Origin of the sequence: Paenibacillus sp. FSL R7-0198, from assembly GCF_038000415.1 — a bacterium.
GTDB lineage: Bacteria > Bacillota > Bacilli > Paenibacillales > Paenibacillaceae > Paenibacillus.
Window position 1 is genome coordinate 2,492,528 of the sequence record NZ_JBBOCB010000001.1, and the last position, 15,792, is coordinate 2,508,319.

Consider the following 15,792-nt stretch of genomic DNA (forward strand, 5'->3'; position numbering starts at 1 on the left):
CGCGAATTATCACTTGCATATTTGGATAAGCCCTCGACCGATTAGTACTGGTCAGCTCCATGCATTGCTGCACTTCCACCCCCAGCCTATCTACCTCGTCGTCTTCAAGGGGTCTTACATACTGGGAAATCTCATCTTGAGGGGGCTTCACGCTTAGATGCTTTCAGCGTTTATCCCGTCCGTACATAGCTACCCAGCGGTGCTCCTGGCGGAACAACTGGTACACCAGCGGTACGTCCATCCCGGTCCTCTCGTACTAAGGACAGCTCCTCTCAAATTTCCTACGCCCACGACAGATAGGGACCGAACTGTCTCACGACGTTCTGAACCCAGCTCGCGTACCGCTTTAATGGGCGAACAGCCCAACCCTTGGGACCTACTTCAGCCCCAGGATGCGATGAGCCGACATCGAGGTGCCAAACCTCCCCGTCGATGTGGACTCTTGGGGGAGATAAGCCTGTTATCCCCAGGGTAGCTTTTATCCGTTGAGCGATGGCCCTTCCATGCGGTACCACCGGATCACTAAGCCCGACTTTCGTCCCTGCTCGACTTGTAGGTCTCGCAGTCAAGCTCCCTTATGCCTTTGCACTCTTCGAATGATTTCCAACCATTCTGAGGGAACCTTTGGGCGCCTCCGTTACTCTTTAGGAGGCGACCGCCCCAGTCAAACTGCCCACCTGACACTGTCCCCGCACCGGATTACGGTACCAGGTTAGAACCTAGATACGATCAGGGTGGTATCCCAACGTTGCCTCCACGCAAGCTGGCGCTCACGTTTCAAAGGCTCCCACCTATCCTGTACAGATCGTACCCAAATTCAATATCAAGCTGCAGTAAAGCTCCATGGGGTCTTTCCGTCTTGTCGCGGGTAACCTGCATCTTCACAGGTATTAAAATTTCACCGGATCTCTCGTTGAGACAGCGCCCAAGTCGTTACGCCATTCGTGCGGGTCAGAATTTACCTGACAAGGAATTTCGCTACCTTAGGACCGTTATAGTTACGGCCGCCGTTTACTGGGGCTTCGGTTCACAGCTTCGGATTGCTCCTAACCACTCCCCTTAACCTTCCAGCACCGGGCAGGCGTCAGCCCGTATACTTCGCCTTACGGCTTCGCACAGACCTGTGTTTTTGCTAAACAGTCGCTTGGGCCTTTTCACTGCGGCCCCCTCGTGCTATTCACACTACCGGGGCACCCCTTCTCCCGAAGTTACGGGGTCATTTTGCCGAGTTCCTTAACGAGAGTTCTTCCGCGCGCCTTAGAATACTCTTCTCGCCTACCTGTGTCGGTTTGCGGTACGGGCACCTTCACCTGGCTAGAGGCTTTTCTTGGCAGTGTGAGATCATGACCTTCGCTACTACAATTTTCGCTCCCCATCACAGCTCAGCCTTACAATGTGCGGATTTGCCTACACATCAGCCTTACTGCTTAGACGGACATCCATCAGTCCGCGTCACTACCCTACTGCGTCCCCCCATTGCTCATAACGGCTTACGGTGGTACAGGAATTTCGACCTGTTGTCCTTCGACTACGCCTTTCGGCCTCGCCTTAGGTCCCGACTTACCCTGAGCGGACGAGCCTTCCTCAGGAACCCTTAGGCTTTCGGCGGATCAGATTCTCACTGATCTTTTCGTTACTCATACCGGCATTCTCACTTGTATAATGTCCAGCGCTCCTTACGGTACACCTTCAACCCTTATACAACGCTCCCCTACCCCTGATGCAAAGCATCAAGCCATAGCTTCGGTGGTGTGTTTAGCCCCGTTACATTTTCGGCGCAGAGTCACTCGACCAGTGAGCTATTACGCACTCTTTCAATGGTGGCTGCTTCTAAGCCAACATCCTGGTTGTCTGTGCAACTCCACATCCTTTCCCACTTAACACACACTTGGGGACCTTAGCTGATGGTCTGGGCTGTTTCCCTTTTGACAATGGATCTTAGCACTCACTGTCTGACTCCCGGAAGTAAGTCTATGGCATTCGGAGTTTGACTGAGCTTGGTAACCCTTGCGGGCCCCGCACCCAATCAGTGCTCTACCTCCACGACTCTGTTTTCCGAGGCTAGCCCTAAAGCTATTTCGGGGAGAACCAGCTATCTCCGAGTTCGATTGGAATTTCTCCGCTACCCCCACCTCATCCCCGCATTTTTCAACATGCGTGGGTTCGGGCCTCCAGTGCGTGTTACCGCACCTTCACCCTGGACAGGGGTAGATCACCCGGTTTCGGGTCTACGTCCACGTACTAAGTCGCCCTATTCAGACTCGCTTTCGCTGCGGCTCCGGCTCTTCACCTTAACCTTGCACGGGAACGTAACTCGCCGGTTCATTCTACAAAAGGCACGCCATCACCCCTAAAACGGGCTCTGACTTTTTGTAAGCACACGGTTTCAGGTTCTATTTCACTCCCCTTCCGGGGTGCTTTTCACCTTTCCTCACGGTACTGCTTCACTATCGGTCGCTAGGAAGTATTTAGCCTTGGCAGATGGTCCTGCCGGATTCATACGGGGTTTCACGTGCCCCGCACTACTCGGGATCCGTCTCGGAGGGAACAGACTTTCAACTACAGGGCTTTTACCTTCTTTGGCGGGCCTTTCCAGACCTCTTCGCTTAACCGGTTCCTTTGTAACTCCATGTGAGACGTCCCACAACCCCAAAGAGCAAGCTCTCTGGTTTGGGCTTCTCCGCGTTCGCTCGCCGCTACTGACGGAATCACTATTGTTTTCTCTTCCTCAGGGTACTTAGATGTTTCAGTTCCCCTGGTATGCCTCACACTAACCTATGTATTCAGTTAGGTGTAACTGGAAATTACCCCAGCTGGGTTTCCCCATTCGGACACCCCGGATCAAAGCTTGCTTACAGCTCCCCGAGGCAGTTTCGTTGTTCGCCACGTCCTTCATCGGCTCCTAGCGCCTAGGCATCCTCCGTGTGCTCTTAGTAGCTTAACCTCGTGCTCCGGTTCCGACTGCTCGCTTCCCTTGTTTTGCTTGCGCAAAGCCAAAAGTTGCTCCCACTCGATACCATCGTACGTGCAATCTACCTTATAAAAACACTTCACTTGTTTACACAAGATCAGCTTAAAGGAATGTTCTAATTCGCGTTTGTTTCGTTTCGATATCTAGTTTTCAAAGAACAAGCTCCATGCAAAAGCAAGCTGTTTGAGAGTTTGAGCTCTCAAAACTGAGCAACGAGTGAGTAACTAGCCGACCTGGCTAGATTTTGTATTTGAATGTTTCCGTTGCAGGAAACGATTCTCCATAGAAAGGAGGTGATCCAGCCGCACCTTCCGATACGGCTACCTTGTTACGACTTCACCCCAATCATCTATCCCACCTTCGGCGGCTGGCTCCTTGCGGTTACCCCACCGACTTCGGGTGTTATAAACTCTCGTGGTGTGACGGGCGGTGTGTACAAGACCCGGGAACGTATTCACCGCGGCATGCTGATCCGCGATTACTAGCAATTCCGACTTCATGCAGGCGAGTTGCAGCCTGCAATCCGAACTGAGACCGGCTTTGTTGGGATTGGCTCCATCTCGCGATTTCGCAGCCCGTTGTACCGGCCATTGTAGTACGTGTGTAGCCCAGGTCATAAGGGGCATGATGATTTGACGTCATCCCCACCTTCCTCCGGTTTGTCACCGGCAGTCTATCTAGAGTGCCCACCCGAAGTGCTGGCAACTAAATATAAGGGTTGCGCTCGTTGCGGGACTTAACCCAACATCTCACGACACGAGCTGACGACAACCATGCACCACCTGTCTTGAATGTTCCGAAGAAAAGGTACATCTCTGCACCGGTCATTCAGATGTCAAGACCTGGTAAGGTTCTTCGCGTTGCTTCGAATTAAACCACATACTCCACTGCTTGTGCGGGTCCCCGTCAATTCCTTTGAGTTTCAGTCTTGCGACCGTACTCCCCAGGCGGAGTGCTTAATGTGTTAACTTCGGCACCAAGGGTATCGAAACCCCTAACACCTAGCACTCATCGTTTACGGCGTGGACTACCAGGGTATCTAATCCTGTTTGCTCCCCACGCTTTCGCGCCTCAGCGTCAGTTACAGCCCAGAGAGTCGCCTTCGCCACTGGTGTTCCTCCACATATCTACGCATTTCACCGCTACACGTGGAATTCCACTCTCCTCTTCTGCACTCAAGTCACCCAGTTTCCAGTGCGATCCGGGGTTGAGCCCCGGGATTAAACACCAGACTTAAATGACCGCCTGCGCGCGCTTTACGCCCAATAATTCCGGACAACGCTTGCCCCCTACGTATTACCGCGGCTGCTGGCACGTAGTTAGCCGGGGCTTTCTTCTCAGGTACCGTCACCTTGAGAGCAGTTACTCTCCCAAGCGTTCTTCCCTGGCAACAGAGCTTTACGATCCGAAAACCTTCATCACTCACGCGGCATTGCTCCGTCAGGCTTTCGCCCATTGCGGAAGATTCCCTACTGCTGCCTCCCGTAGGAGTCTGGGCCGTGTCTCAGTCCCAGTGTGGCCGATCACCCTCTCAGGTCGGCTACGCATCGTCGCCTTGGTGAGCCGTTACCCCACCAACTAGCTAATGCGCCGCAGGCCCATCCCCAAGTGACAGATTGCTCCGTCTTTCCAGTTTCCTTCAGGCGAAGAAAACAACTATTCGGTATTAGCTACCGTTTCCGGTAGTTGTCCCAAACTTGAGGGCAGGTTGCCTACGTGTTACTCACCCGTCCGCCGCTAACCATCAGAGAAGCAAGCTTCTCTTCAAGTCCGCTCGACTTGCATGTATTAGGCATGCCGCCAGCGTTCGTCCTGAGCCAGGATCAAACTCTCCAATAAAGTATTGAAAAGAGCGATAAGCTCATTTTGAATCTGACGAGATTAAAATCTCATTTGTGCTCCAGTCGATCCAAGCCAAGGCTTGTTTCAAACTTTCGCGTTCATTCTGCAAGCAGAATGTTTACTCACTCGTTGTTCAGTTTTCAAAGATCAAACACGATTTGTTTCACTTCTTTTCCGTCTCAACCAAGTTTCGGCGGCGACTTAAATAATGTATCACATTTCGTTTGTTTTCGTCAAGAACTTTTTTTAAATTTCTTTTTTTGAAGCTTTAGTTCTTCACTTTCCCTCTGAAGAATTTATCGTTTGTTGGCGATAATCTCATTTGAGGAACGAAATATAATGTATCATATATTTCGAATCAGAGTCAACATTTTTTTATAAATTATTAAACAAACAAAAAAGGAAGGTTTCCCCTCCCTTATGTGATCAATATAATGCCCGACTTATGGAGAAGTTTATGTCTCAATCCAATACCGGATTTCCCGGCCCTCTCCTTCGATCGATGGCCATCCTGCCGATTCTTTTACAATAGAACGAAAGACCAGCTTACGTATAACCAAAGGCAGATCTTCTCGAACAAATCTTAACTGCGGATGATGAACAAGTTCATTCATGCTCCACGGCTCCTTGCGACTTCTTAACACACGCAGCAGCAGTTCTGAGCATTCACTCATTTTGGACATTACGGAAAACTCACAGGCAAGCAGGACAAGCTCTACTCGCTGCTCCAGCGTCTCCGAGCTTACGGTAAGCTCTTGATATAGTTTCCATAAAGCGCGATCCAGATTCTGCACATGTGTCCAGACGGCATGATCCGGGTATATCCCCTGTTCAATCAATACAATTCTTGCCCAGTTCCCCAGAGCCTCTAATACATTGTAGTAGGCGTCTACCACATGACCTTCCTGAATATGACGTTTCGCCTCTACATACATTCTCAAGAAACTGGTGAATTCATGTAGCAACTTCTGCTCACGCAGTTCTGTCCCGAAAGCAGACAGTTCTTCTCGCAAATCACTTAAGGTGCTGTCCGCTTCCCAGATAATCTCACCTTCAATCAGACACTGGGTGAGATTATTCTGATTCCCGGTAACTACGCTACTCTTTAATTCATGACGGCTCGCATAGATCATTTGATAACGAAGATCACCATATCTGTAATGTCCCACCGCCGACTTTAATTGATCATCATTATGAACAACAAGTACTAATAATTCGAAATCTTGAATTAGGGAGCCGTGGAATCGCTCTCCCGGGTGGGAATAAGCGATAGCCCCAACTGCCCCTGTCTCTTCCGACTGTTCGGACAAAAAAGCAAGGTTCTTTAATTCCACGATTCCCTCCATACATTTCATGGCAGATAAGCGCCAAGTCAGTTATAATGTAATTCTACATCCAGACTGAAGTTTCCTTCTTTTCCAGGTCCAATACTACTCATACGATAGGAGCATTTTTCATGATTTTTAAATCAGCAAAAATTAATGCTTTTCGCACTTGGGGATTACTACTGACCATGCTAGGTATGGGCCTAATGATACTGGGAACAGCCGGGATTGTTTTCTGGGGACATGCAGGAAAGGTCTTCGCAGCTGTAGGACTTGTCATCGGACTGATTGCCATGATGGCCAGTCTAGCCATTTATTTCTGGGCGGGTATGCTCTCCACCAGCGCAGTACAAGTCGACTGTCCGGAATGCGGGAAGTTAACCAAAATGCTTGGCAAAACGGATCGTTGTATGTTCTGTCATACCATCCTCACCCTAGACCCTAATAAGGCCAATATGACCAGTCAACAACTGAAAGCGCCTTCTACACAAGCTCCCCCCACCGATGGTTAGCACAAAATGATCTCCAACGCTAAATGCTTTACCTTAATTTCATTGAAGAACAAAAAAAGGCCCGGTATGTTTACCGGACCTTTTTGGGCTTGGCTTATAAGTAAGCCCTTGTTGCTGTTATCAATAGCTAAAATATGAAGTTCAGTTATAAGTTCTACGACCAATAAAACGGTAGACTGTACGTATGATGGTATCCAAGGAGAAACTTTGAGCTTAGCGAAAACAAATTGAACCAAGCAGACACTCTGAGTTCGAGTAAATTATTTCTGGTAACCGGCCTGCTTCAATACCTCCCATGCAGAAGCATTAGCAAAACTCCGGTTCCAAGCTGCTACTCCGCCCAGCTTCAACGAAGCAATCAAATCCACCCGCGCCTGAAGGGACACGGCATCTTCGATCCATATTTTCTTGGTAGCTCCGTCTTCCTTATATTCCACATAGTTCTGTCCACTTGCCTGATCCAGTTCAGGTTTGAGTTTCTTCTCTTTGATCAGCTCCACGATGGTATTCATGCCCACCGCTTTGGAAGACACTTTAACCTCACCCTGATCATTCGTCTCTTCCGTCCATATCCGGGTATAGAGCGGAACCGCCATGATCAACTTGTTAGAAGGGACTTCATCCTCCTCAAGTATGCGTCTCATGGAAGCCTCGGTCCAAGGCAGAGATGCAACCGAACCTGCCTTAGGACTGGCCGCCCAATGTTCATCATAAGCCATCACAATAACATAGTCTGCAAAAGAACCTAATGCACGGCGATCCAGAAAGGCAGACCACATCTCACTGTTCGATTTTGGTGTTACATCGATTGATAACATCAATCCATGTATACGAGCCATCGCCTTGATCTCGCGCACAAACTGCGTAATATTCGGCCCGTCATCGGTATACACGTTCTCAAAATCGATATTGATACCATCCAATTGATACGTCTGTGCATACTCTAACATCTGCTCAATGATATGAGTACGTGTTTCGTAAGAAGCTACAGCTTCTTTGGTAACGTCCGGATCAAAGCTGTTATCCATGAGTCCCCATACTTCCATACCCGAACGGTGAGCCCAGTTTACATAAGCTTGGTTTCCCTTGCTTTTCACAGTGCCCTGTCCGTCCGTAATATGAAACCATGTGGGGCTGACTACATTCACACCGGGCATTTTACCGATAGAGCCCACATCAGGCTGACGATTGTACACGGCTTCCCAAACCAGGTTTACCGGTTTATTTTGCCACTTTTTCTCTGCTGCAGTCAGCGTATACTTGGGCAAGTCCACCTTCTTTTTCTCAGTGAGTGCAATATAATCATTATCTACATATCCGGCATATCCATTATCGAGTTGAACAAAACTCTGTTTATCACCCGTCTGCCATACACGTACCCGTGCATCCTTTTTCATATCGGCAATGATTGGTGAGGATTCTCCCCCACGTTTATATAACGGCACCGTCTTGTCTGCTTTGGATGACAACGTATCAACCTCTGCATATTGTATCTTGTCTCCTCCACGCATCAGCAGTACAGCACCTGTTACCGAATCTTCCTGTACGGTTATGCCATATACTTCTTTCAAAGGTTTGAGCGGAATATAGGCTTCTCCGTCCTTAACCTCAGGCTTAACTGTCATAGGATAATCTTTGTGGTTAAGTTCTGCTTGTGTGCTTCCATCTTTCATATGAAGGACTCGCTGAGGAGAGGCAATGATGATATCTCCCGATTCTGATTCATAACGTATGCCTGCATCAATCGCTTCTTGCAGCACATCTACAGGCAACTTGAGTTGATCTCCTGTACCCAGAGCGTCTCCATCCATCAGTTGCCCGTCTACAAAAATAGGCTGGCTTCTTCCTACCCAGTCGGGGTCTTCATGGGTCTGGTTCAACCATACATTTGTTATAAGCCAGTAAGCCCCCCGGCGATTAGACAAGCCCCCAGAAAACCGGGCCAAAATGAACGTCGCTTCTGACGTGTATATCTGCTTTTTCTACCCAAACGTCTACCTCCGTTAATTATGCTGATCATAAGGATGTGCGCATAAGTTGTTATAAAGATGAGCCTTTTGCATAAATGCTAAAAAAACGTGAAGAATCCATACTGAATTCTGCACGTTAATATTGTAATTCAACTCTCTTAATCCCTGCAACTTTTGCAAACGCCGTATACTTCCAATCGGTGACCGTGTACTTCGAATCCTGTACTAGACTCCGCTTGAAGCTCTACACTTTTGAGTGAAGGATAGCTGAAGTCTTCAATCTTGCCGCATTGATCACAGATAACATGATAATGATCCGTCACATTGGCATCGAAGCGACTTGAATTATCTCCGTATGTCAATTCCCGGACCATGCCAGCTTCCAGAAACATCTTCAAATTATTATATACCGTTGCCACGCTCATACTGGGAAATTGGGGTTCAAGGGCTCGGTAAATTTCATCGGCTGTCGGATGCCCCATGGATTCCATCAGATAGTTCAATATGGCATGACGCTGGGGTGTAATACGGACACCGGTCGTTTTCAGATGCTCCAACGCATGTTGGACACGTGTTGCCATAAAACCCACCGCCTTACCTTTCATTCTCTGGTGAAGAGTAAGTTACTGTCTCCTCGCTCAGAGTTGATTCCCGGCCATTAAGAACGACAATCCATCTTTCATGCCGTGTAATCTTGCCAGTGTACATTTATTGTACGGCGATTACAAGTTTATTGTCAACGCGGCAGTCAAGGAACCTCTGTAGAATCCTCCTGGGAATTTGGTCCGTCCTCGGTAGTCTGTTCCAGATTCTCAGCCGTATCTTCAGAATCAGGTGTAACTGTTTCAGGCGTAGATACAGCCGGGTTGCTCTGAATGGTGAGATCACTGTTGCCTTCAATTTTCACCCTGTACTCGCCCTCACCGAGCTGGCCTTCTATGGTTTTATTCTGTACTTTGAACGGCAGATCCGTACTTAAATCTCCATAACTGCTGGAACCCGCAAGACTGTAGTCTCCACGATCAGGAAGTAATACGTTAATGGCTCCCACCGCACTGTACACATCCCAGTCCCCTCCGACTTTGGTAGATATGATGTTAATACTGCCATTAAGCGATTGGGCTTTGATTCCCAGATTGGCTCCATCCAGCGTAATATTGCCGTTGCGTGTCTCTGCGGTGAATTCACCAACGGAGTCCGCAATACTGATACTTCCCACTTGTGTAGTAAGATCTACATCGCCGGAAATACCGCGAGCCTTCATGTCGCCACGGTTACTGTCCAGATCCACATTACCGATGGCGTTGGCTACAATGACATCTCCGTTCAACGTTTTCCCTGAGATATCTCCAACAGCATTGGTAATCCGGATACGTCCGTTACCCGTTTCGGCCAGTATGGTACTAATGGCTTCCGGACGGTTTAATAATATGGCTCCATTGGAAGTTCGAATATCCAGATTAAAACGACGATCATCCGGGATCGTAATGGTAAGATTCATACGTGGCTGCGTTTTTTCATTGTCTCCATACGTCTTGCCTGTAGCCTTGATATAAATTACTTTTGTACCATCGGTCTCTACAAAAGAGGCTGCTGCAACGGCCTTTGCCTGTACTTCCGTCGTCTGATCTACCCAGATCACCGTCCGTACTTCAATCTCATCCGTATCTCCGCGTTGTACCGAGATATCTCCGTTGACACCTTCGACCACAAGATCCGACGTATCCATGCGAACAGGTACACGAATCGTGCCCTTATCCTCCATATATCCTGCCGCTTGACTGTAGTCCATGGATGCCGCTCCGAGATTTAGACTCACTCTATTCCATAAGTGCATGTAGTGATCCTGCTCGGTGACGATAAATACGGAAGCTGCCAAAATCAGTGAGGTTAGAATGCCTTTGGCATCGGGTCTGAAGCGTACTTTGATTTGCTCATCAGGATTGCTCGGGTTATCCGATTGCACCTTGTTTCTTCTGCGTGTCCACAGGAACAGCACAATATATTCAACACCTAAAACAACGAGCAAAAATGGCCACCAGTCCACCATCTCATATACATAGTCAGTTCCCCACCGTTTATCCAAAATCAACAGCACACCGACCGCTATGATTAAGGCGGCAGCCGTATAGCGGCCAACCCGGACTTTACGGTTCATCACGTTCCCTCCTTGTGTCGTTTCCACTACATTTTTTTCTTGTTCAACATAACCCAGAATTCACGACCAAACAAAAGCAAACCGCCTACGATCATGAGAACCGCAAATGAATATCCGCCGTACATGGCGAGAATCTCTTGAAACCAACGTGGTTTGCGGAAAAACAGCACCATCAAAGACCCTCCCACAATCAGAAGTAATCCAAACGATATGCCTCTCTCCCAGACCATCATTGCATCTCGTGTAGAACGTTCATTAGTTATCGGCTTGTCCGAAGTTGCCTGGGTCACTGCTCTACGTCTGCGCATCATGACCCAATCTGCAGATTGCAACACATCATATACATTGTAAAAGTAAATAACCGGGATACACAAAGCCAGTAAGATGAGCAATGGCACATTGATCTGTATTCCAATGGATGAGAAGTACAATACTGCTGACAGATCAAGCAAAACAAGCAGCATAAAGGTCAAACCTCTCATGTACAATCTTAGATAAATATGACCCAGACCAGGAATAATGGCACTCAGTAATCCCGCAATAAACTTGTGAGTCCGATTCCTGACCGGTTTGGCCTGGACTGTACGGGTCTTTTTGTTCGATTGACGTCTCCGTTTCATAACATACTCCTCTCTTCTGATCTGACCTTCCGCTCTTCATGCATTTGGTTAGATAGTACCCTAAAGAGCAAGGAGAGTAACTGGAAGAAATATGGATATGACCAAAAACCCTCCGGCACTACTGGCCTGGGGAGGGTTGTAATTCATTTATTCGATCGATACCTTGGTAACGTGTTCCCATTGTCTTAACTTGGATACCAAGCCTACAGTTTGGAAATCATGCGGTACCTGAACATGTAAAACAATCTCAATTTTACGTTCAACCGACACCATCTCTGCATAAGCCAGGTCTTGTTCATTCACAGTGATTTTACGTATTTTGATCTTTTCCTGCTCCATACATGAAGACAGTTGTTCGAGAAAACCGGGTTCTGACAAGGTATGAAGTGTAACAACATGCAGTTTATTCCCTCGTAAATACCTCAGCTCTAATTTGTTAAAGACCCAGAGATTAAGCAATACCAGAACGGTTGATACGATAGAGGCAAAAAAGAATCCCGCCCCTGCTGCGAGCCCAATGGCTGCAACAACCCAGATTGAAGCAGCTGTAGTCAGTCCGGTAATGGATTTTCCCGTGAAGAGAATTGTCCCTGCTCCCAAGAATCCGACACCAGTAATTACAGCAGTAGCCAGACGTGCTGGATCGATCCTTACATTTAATTCATTAGCAAAATCTTTAAAGCCATAAACAGACAACATCATAATCAGTGCAGAGCCAAGACATACCAGGATATGGGTACGCAAACCGGCAGCATGATTGGACCGTTCCCGCTCCAGGCCTACGAGCCCTCCAAGCAGCATAGCCAGCAATAATCGTAATAAAATGTGCCACTCATCAATGAACCAGGGATCGCCCAAAGTCGGTATTCCTCCTCAAGTTGTTAATATTATTAAAGTTTATTCTTGTGAAAAGTCGTTAATTCCACTCCAGGTGCAATCTGTGTGACCTCCACGGGATTAAAACCAAATTTGGTGTACAGATTGACTGCGGGTTGGTTCAGCGTTCCTGTGGAGACGATATAACGTGGAAGATCCGCATGCTGTTCCAACACATACGTCATCAAAGATGCCGCAATTCCCTTGCGAAAGTGATCCGGGTGCACCATCATTCGTGTGATGGTCAGTGTATTCTCCTCTTCCTCCGCCACAGCGACAGCCCCGATAAGATCTCCGTCATCATGGATACAACCATAAAAGCTCTCTCCACAATCCCGCAGTGTCTCCATCGTATCCATCAAAGGAGGAATCTCCTGAAATCCGATGATTTCGGCTTCCAATCGATAAGCTACATGTTGTAGTCTCCATAACTGTCCCAACATCTCCAGATCACTCAGTGACAATGGTTGAATGTTCATATCCGTTCCCCCGTCCGAAATACATTTGTATCTATCAATACCAAAAAGAGGCTGTCACAGGGACGAGCCTCTTTCTGTCCGGCCTCACCGGAAGGATTAGCGGTTCAGTACATCTGCAAGCAGTTGGTTGGCTAAAGCAGGATTCGCCTTGCCTTTACTTTCTTTCATAACCTGACCCACAAGGAAGCCAATGGCTTTTTGTTTACCAGCTTTATAGTCTTCCACGGATTGAGGGTTATTCGCTACAACCTGCTCAACGATGGCAAGAATGGCGCCTTCATCACTAATCTGCACAAGACCCTTCTCTTCAACGATCTGCTGTGGAAGCTTGCCGCTCTCCAGCATTTCCTTGAATACCGTTTTGGCGATTTTGCTGTTAATGGTGCCCTTCTCCAGCAGCCCGATCATCTCACCCAAACCCTGACCTGTCAGTGGGACCTGAGTCACCTCAAGATTGCTCGTATTCAGGTAACCCAGCAAGTCGCCCATGATCCAGTTGGATACGGATTTGGCATCCTGAGTGAATTTCAAGCTATCTTCGAAAAGATCAGCTATAGCCTTGGATGAAGTAATAACCTCTGCATCATAGCTAGGCAATCCGTAATCAGCCGTGTAACGAGCTTTACGTTCGTCTGGGAGCTCAGGTATGGTAGCCTTGATGCGCTCTTTCCAGGCTGCATCAATATGCAGCTTCACGAGATCGGGGTCCGGGAAATAACGGTAGTCATGCGCCTGTTCCTTACCACGCATCGACAGTGTTTTTCCTTGAGCTTCGTCCCAACGACGCGTCTCCTGAACCACTTCACCGCCATCATCCAGAATTTCAGCCTGACGATATTGTTCATATTCGAGACCACGCTGAACACCACGGAAGGAGTTCATATTTTTCAGCTCAGCTCTTGTTCCCAGCTTCTCCTGTCCATGTGGACGCAAACTGATGTTGGCGTCGCAACGCAGTGAACCTTCTTCCATCTTCACGTCCGATACATCACAGTACTGCATGATCGCACGCAATTTTTCAAGATACGCACGTGCCTCTTCCGGAGAAGAAATCTCAGGCTCGGATACAATCTCCACGAGTGGCGTACCAACACGGTTAAAGTCCACCAAAGAAGCGTATCCGCCATCGATATGCGTGAGCTTCCCTGCATCTTCTTCCAAGTGAAGACGCGTGATGCCGATTCGTTTCGTTTCACCATTCACTTCGATATCAATCCAGCCGTTCTCACCGATCGGTTGATCGAATTGTGAGATCTGGTAGGCTTTTGGTGAATCGGGGTAAAAGTAGTTTTTACGGTCAAACTTGCTGACATCAGCAATCGTACAATTCAGGGCCATCGCTGCCTTCATCGCGTAGTCTACCGCCTGACGATTCAGTACAGGCAGTACGCCCGGATGTCCGAGACAGACCGGGCAGGTATGCGTGTTGGGCGGAGCTCCAAAAGCTGTGGAGCAGCCACAGAAAATTTTGGAGTTGGTATGCAACTCCACGTGGACTTCAAGTCCAACGACCGTTTCATATTTAGATGCGGACATTTCTATATTCCTCCGTTCCGGGCAGTCTACAGCTGCGGACGCTGCTTGTGGAATTCTGTATTTTGTTCAAACGCATGCGCTACACGCAATACGGTTGTTTCATCAAAGGCTTTACCGATAATCTGCAGGCCAACAGGCAATCCATCCGAGAATCCACATGGAATGCTAACAGCAGGTACACCAGCAAGGTTAACCGGAATCGTCAAAATATCGTTCAGATACATCGTAAGCGGATCATCCACCTGTGAACCCAGTTTGAACGCCGTAGTTGGCGCAGTTGGTCCGATAATCACATCATATTTGGCAAATACATTGTCGAAATCCTGTTTGATCAATGTACGTACCTTCTGTGCTTTCAGATAATAGGCATCATAGTAACCCGAGCTGAGTGCATACGTTCCGAGCATAATACGCCGTTTCACTTCGGGACCAAAGCCTTGGCTGCGGGACTGATGATACAGATCCAGCAAGTTGTCCGGATTGTCTGCACGCACGCCATAACGCACGCCATCAAATCGAGCCAGGTTTGAAGAAGCCTCTGAAGATGCCAGCAGGTAATACGTTGCCACCGCATATTCGGTATGCGGAAGGGATACTTCTTCCCATGTTGCCCCGAGTCCTTCAAGAACTTTCAATGCAGACAAAACCGTTTCTTTCACTTGTGGATCGACGCCTTCACCGATGTATTCTTTCGGAACAGCAATACGAAGTCCTTTGACATCACCTGTCAGTCCGCTCAAATAATCCGGGATTTCTACTTTTGCAGATGTCGAATCTTTGGCGTCATAACCAGCAATGGCTTGCAATACATAAGCAGAATCTTCAACATTTTTCGTCAAAGGTCCAATCTGATCCAAGGATGATGCAAATGCAACCAATCCAAAGCGGGAAACAAGTCCGTACGTTGGCTTCAATCCAACAACACCGCAATATGAAGCAGGCTGTCTGATGGAGCCACCTGTATCTGATCCAAGCGTGAAGTAAGCTTCTCCCGCAGCCACAGCTGCTGCAGAACCACCGCTGGAACCTCCGGGAACACGATCAAGTGCCCATGGATTACGTACAGGGGAGAAACTTGAATTCTCATTGGAGCCGCCCATGGCAAATTCGTCCATGTTGAGTTTACCAATAGTTACGGTGTCCGCAGCTTTCAATTTCTCGACAACTGTCGCGTCATACACCGGGTCGAAATTACGAAGGAATTGGCTGCCACACGTCGTGCGCAGTCCATTCGTAACGATATTATCCTTAATACCTACAGGCAGACCAAAGAGCAAACCTTTCTCCTCGCCGCTAACCAAACGGTCATCCAGTTGACGTGCACGAGCGCGTGCTTGTTCTTCATCCAGTGCCAAATATGCCTTAACTTTATCATCATGCGCGCCAATGTTCTGATACGCCTGATCCACCAGATCGCTGACCGACAGCTCTTTGGCATGCAGCTTGTTATGTAACTCAGGCAACGATTGTTCAAATAAACTCACAGTTTTTGTCCTCCTTCCG

Annotated in this window: 10 protein-coding genes and 2 rRNA genes; 1 reads left to right on the top strand and 11 read right to left on the bottom strand. The window is 48.2% G+C overall.

The genetic code is table 11. The features are described 5' to 3' along the window. Window positions 1–21: 21 nt before the first annotated feature. The 3 genes from MKY87_RS10830 to MKY87_RS10840 all read right to left on the bottom strand — a co-directional run bounded on the left by MKY87_RS10830 (window position 22) and on the right by MKY87_RS10840 (window position 6,147). A 23S ribosomal RNA gene (locus tag MKY87_RS10830) occupies window positions 22–2,944 on the bottom strand. 313 nt (window positions 2,945–3,257) lie between these two features. Further along, window positions 3,258–4,810: ribosomal RNA gene (locus MKY87_RS10835) — 16S ribosomal RNA — on the bottom strand. The 16S and 23S rRNA genes sit together here, the layout of an rRNA operon. 458 nt (window positions 4,811–5,268) lie before the next feature. After that, complete coding sequence (locus tag MKY87_RS10840; RefSeq protein WP_340964394.1) at window positions 5,269–6,147, bottom strand: nucleotidyltransferase-like protein; 879 nt, start codon at window positions 6,145–6,147, stop codon at window positions 5,269–5,271. Between the two features lie 122 nt (window positions 6,148–6,269). Here MKY87_RS10840 and MKY87_RS10845 point away from each other — a divergent pair, with 122 nt between their 5' ends. Beyond that, the gene (locus MKY87_RS10845) at window positions 6,270–6,650 is read left to right on the top strand and encodes a DUF2614 family zinc ribbon-containing protein (protein WP_017692307.1); all 381 of its coding nucleotides are present in this window, start codon (window positions 6,270–6,272) and stop codon (window positions 6,648–6,650) included. Between the two features lie 260 nt (window positions 6,651–6,910). Here MKY87_RS10845 and MKY87_RS10850 read toward each other — a convergent pair whose 3' ends face one another. The 8 genes from MKY87_RS10850 to gatA form a co-directional block, all read right to left on the bottom strand. Beyond that, entirely contained in the window at window positions 6,911–8,575 is a 1,665-nt protein-coding gene (locus MKY87_RS10850; protein ID WP_340964396.1) for a glycosyl hydrolase family 18 protein, read from the bottom strand. A 203-nt stretch (window positions 8,576–8,778) separates the two neighbouring features. Then, entirely contained in the window at window positions 8,779–9,201 is a 423-nt protein-coding gene (perR, locus tag MKY87_RS10855) for a peroxide-responsive transcriptional repressor PerR (protein WP_026081471.1), read from the bottom strand. Between the two features lie 167 nt (window positions 9,202–9,368). Continuing rightward, window positions 9,369–10,778, bottom strand: coding sequence for a DUF4097 family beta strand repeat-containing protein (locus MKY87_RS10860; protein ID WP_133387134.1), 1,410 nt, complete (start codon window positions 10,776–10,778; stop codon window positions 9,369–9,371). A 26-nt stretch (window positions 10,779–10,804) separates the two neighbouring features. Then, the gene (locus MKY87_RS10865; protein ID WP_307542189.1) at window positions 10,805–11,398 is read right to left on the bottom strand and encodes a hypothetical protein; all 594 of its coding nucleotides are present in this window, start codon (window positions 11,396–11,398) and stop codon (window positions 10,805–10,807) included. A 147-nt stretch (window positions 11,399–11,545) separates the two neighbouring features. After that, window positions 11,546–12,256: an MgtC/SapB family protein gene (locus tag MKY87_RS10870; protein ID WP_017692302.1), complete on the bottom strand. Its 711-nt coding sequence runs from the start codon at window positions 12,254–12,256 to the stop codon at window positions 11,546–11,548. 32 nt (window positions 12,257–12,288) lie between these two features. Continuing rightward, complete coding sequence (locus MKY87_RS10875; RefSeq protein ID WP_091038586.1) at window positions 12,289–12,753, bottom strand: GNAT family N-acetyltransferase; 465 nt, start codon at window positions 12,751–12,753, stop codon at window positions 12,289–12,291. A gap of 96 nt (window positions 12,754–12,849) precedes the next feature. Continuing rightward, complete coding sequence (gatB, locus tag MKY87_RS10880; RefSeq protein ID WP_062836483.1) at window positions 12,850–14,289, bottom strand: Asp-tRNA(Asn)/Glu-tRNA(Gln) amidotransferase subunit GatB; 1,440 nt, start codon at window positions 14,287–14,289, stop codon at window positions 12,850–12,852. A gap of 26 nt (window positions 14,290–14,315) precedes the next feature. Beyond that, a complete protein-coding gene (gene gatA, locus MKY87_RS10885) occupies window positions 14,316–15,773 on the bottom strand; it encodes an Asp-tRNA(Asn)/Glu-tRNA(Gln) amidotransferase subunit GatA (RefSeq protein ID WP_036667997.1) in 1,458 nt (485 codons plus the stop codon). Between the last annotated feature and the right edge of the window lie 19 nt (window positions 15,774–15,792).

What these genes read in the sequence shown, in the direction of transcription:
- perR (WP_026081471.1), bottom strand. Translation starts at nt 9,201, where the DNA reads ATGGCAACACGTGTCCAACATGCGTTGGAGCATCTGAAAACGACCGGT.
- MKY87_RS10845 (WP_017692307.1), top strand. Translation starts at nt 6,270, where the DNA reads ATGATTTTTAAATCAGCAAAAATTAATGCTTTTCGCACTTGGGGATTA.
- gatB (WP_062836483.1), bottom strand. Translation starts at nt 14,289, where the DNA reads ATGTCCGCATCTAAATATGAAACGGTCGTTGGACTTGAAGTCCACGTG.
- MKY87_RS10860 (WP_133387134.1), bottom strand. Translation starts at nt 10,778, where the DNA reads ATGAACCGTAAAGTCCGGGTTGGCCGCTATACGGCTGCCGCCTTAATC.
- MKY87_RS10875 (WP_091038586.1), bottom strand. Translation starts at nt 12,753, where the DNA reads ATGAACATTCAACCATTGTCACTGAGTGATCTGGAGATGTTGGGACAG.
- MKY87_RS10865 (WP_307542189.1), bottom strand. Translation starts at nt 11,398, where the DNA reads ATGAAACGGAGACGTCAATCGAACAAAAAGACCCGTACAGTCCAGGCC.